2 rRNA genes are annotated in these 3,195 nt (G+C 49.8%); both read left to right on the forward strand.

Annotation, left to right across the window (positions count from 1 at the left end):
• Window positions 1-66, forward strand: a 16S ribosomal RNA gene (locus EKM94_RS12150); the annotation flags it as partial.
• Window positions 67-261: 195 nt separating this feature from the next.
• Window positions 262-3,180, forward strand: a 23S ribosomal RNA gene (locus EKM94_RS12155).
• Window positions 3,181-3,195 lie beyond the last annotated feature (15 nt).

Consider the following 3,195-nt stretch of genomic DNA (forward strand, 5'->3'; position numbering starts at 1 on the left):
CAGATGATTAGGGTGAAGTCGTAACAAGGTAGCCGTAGGAGAACCTGCGGCTGGATCACCTCCTTTCTAAGGAACTGTTAGTTTTGGGGTCAAAGCCAAACTAACTTACGGAAACTGCACAGTCGAAACTTTGTTTAGTTTTGAGAGGTTTACTCTCAAAATTCGTTCTTTGAAAACTGGATACTATGAAACTGTAATAACCGAGAAACAACCACGCAATTTTTGCGTAAATGACCCAGAGAAAACCGTAGGTTTTCAGATGGTCAAGTTACAAAGGGCGCACGGTGGATGCCTTGGCACTAGAAGCCGATGAAGGACGGGACGAACACCGATATGCTTCGGGGAGCTGTAAGTAAGCTTTGATCCGGAGATTTCCGAATGGGGGAACCCAATTATCAGAGATGATAATGATTGCTTAGTGAATACATAGCTAAGTAAAGGCAGACGCGGGGAACTGAAACATCTCAGTACCTGCAGGAAGAGAAAGAAAATTCGATTTCCTAAGTAGCGGCGAGCGAACGGGAAAGAGCCCAAACCAAAGAGCTTGCTCTTTGGGGTTGTAGGACAGAACATATGGAGTTACAAAAGGATCAATTAGTCGAAGCAGTTGGGAAGCTGCGCCAAAGAGAGTGAAAGCCTCGTAGATGAAAGTTGAGCCCCTCCGTTCTGGATCCTGAGTACGGCCAGACACGTGAAATCTGGTCGGAAACCGGGAGGACCATCTCCCAAGGCTAAATACTCTCTAGTGACCGATAGTGAACCAGTACCGTGAGGGAAAGGTGAAAAGCACCCCGGAAGGGGAGTGAAATAGATCCTGAAACCGTGTGCCTACAAGTAGTCAGAGCCCGTTAATGGGTGATGGCGTGCCTTTTGTAGAATGAACCGGCGAGTTACGTTTTCATGCGAGGTTAAGTTGCAAAGATGGAGCCATAGCGAAAGCGAGTCTGAAGAGGGCGTTAAGTATGAGGACGTAGACCCGAAACCAAGTGACCTACCCATGTCCAGGTTGAAGGTGTGGTAAAACGCACTGGAGGACCGAACCCACGTATGTTGAAAAATGCGGGGATGAGGTGTGGGTAGCGGTGAAATTCCAAACGAACTTGGAGATAGCTGGTTCTCTCCGAAATAGCTTTAGGGCTAGCCTCGAGGCTAGGATCATGGAGGTAGAGCACTGTTTGGACTAGGGGCCCGTCAAGGGTTACTGAATCCAGATAAACTCCGAATGCCATTGATCCGGTCCTCGGGAGTCAGACTGCGAGTGATAAGATCCGTAGTCGAAAGGGAAACAGCCCAGATCACCAGTTAAGGTCCCAAAATCATGCTAAGTGGAAAAGGATGTGGGGTTGCACAGACAACTAGGATGTTGGCTCAGAAGCAGCCACCATTTAAAGAGTGCGTAATAGCTCACTAGTCGAGTGACCCTGCGCCGAAAATGTACCGGGGCTAAGCATGATACCGAAACTGTGGATGTCATCCTAAGGATGACGTGGTAGGAGAGCGTTCTAAGGGCGAAGAAGCTGGATCGTAAGGACCAGTGGAGCGCTTAGAAGTGAGAATGCCGGTATGAGTAGCGCAAGATAGGTGAGAATCCTATCCGCCGAAAGACTAAGGTTTCCTGGGGAAGGCTCGTCCTCCCAGGGTTAGTCGGGACCTAAGATGAGACCGAAAGGTGTAGTCGATGGCAAGCAGGTCGAGATTCCTGCACTAGTTTATTTTGTTTGAACGATGGAGGGACGCAGGAGGTTAAGTTGAGCATGCGGCTGGAAAAGCATGTCCAAATAACGAGTCTGAGAATGAGTCAAATGCTTATTTTTGTTAAGGACAAGTTATGATGGGGAGCGAAATTTAAGTAGCGAAGCAACTGATATCACACTGCCGAGAAAAGCTTCTAGTTAGAAATAAACTACCCGTACCGCAAACCGACACAGGTAGTCGAGGAGAGAATCCTAAGGTGAGCGAGTGAACTCTCGTTAAGGAACTCGGCAAAATGACCCCGTAACTTCGGGAGAAGGGGTGCTGACCGCAAGGTCAGCCGCAGTGAATAGGCCCAAACAACTGTTTATCAAAAACACAGGTCTCTGCAAAATCGAAAGATGACGTATAGGGGCTGACGCCTGCCCGGTGCTGGAAGGTTAAGAGGAGTGCTTAGCGTAAGCGAAGGTACGAATTGAAGCCCCAGTAAACGGCGGCCGTAACTATAACGGTCCTAAGGTAGCGAAATTCCTTGTCGGGTAAGTTCCGACCCGCACGAAAGGCGTAATGATTTGGGCACTGTCTCAACGAGAGACTCGGTGAAATTATAATACCCGTGAAGATGCGGGTTACCCGCGACAGGACGGAAAGACCCCATGGAGCTTTACTGTAGCTTGATATTGAGTGTTTGTGAAACATGTACAGGATAGGTAGGAGCCGATGAAGTGAGAACGCTAGTTTTCACAGAGGCAATGGTGGGATACTACCCTTGTTTTATGAACCCTCTAACCCGCGCCACTCACGTGGCGGGAGACAGTGTCAGGTAGGCAGTTTGACTGGGGCGGTCGCCTCCTAAAGTGTAACGGAGGCGCCCAAAGGTTCCCTCAGAATGGTTGGAAATCATTCGCAGAGTGTAAAGGTATAAGGGAGCTTGACTGCGAGACAGACAAGTCGAGCAGGGACGAAAGTCGGGCTTAGTGATCCGGTGGTTCCGCATGGAAGGGCCATCGCTCAACGGATAAAAGCTACCCTGGGGATAACAGGCTTATCTCCCCCAAGAGTCCACATCGACGGGGAGGTTTGGCACCTCGATGTCGGCTCATCGCATCCTGGGGCTGAAGTTGGTCCCAAGGGTTGGGCTGTTCGCCCATTAAAGCGGTACGCGAGCTGGGTTCAGAACGTCGTGAGACAGTTCGGTCCCTATCCGTCGCGGGCGTAGGAAATTTGAGAGAAGCTGTCCTTAGTACGAGAGGACCGGGATGGACATACCGCTGGTGTACCAGTTGTGCCGCCAGGCGCATCGCTGGGTAGCTATGTATGGAAGGGATAAACGCTGAAAGCATCTAAGTGTGAAGCCCCACTCAAGATGAGATTTCCCATAACGTAAGTTAGTAAGACCCCTCAGAGAATATGAGGTAGATAGGCTGGGTGTAGAAGTACGGCGACGTATGGAGCTGACCAGTACTAATCGGTCGAGGACTTGACCAAAGGTCAAAAGAGTTG

Origin of the sequence: Lapidilactobacillus achengensis (assembly GCF_003946655.1) — a bacterium.
Lineage (GTDB): Bacteria > Bacillota > Bacilli > Lactobacillales > Lactobacillaceae > Lapidilactobacillus > Lapidilactobacillus achengensis.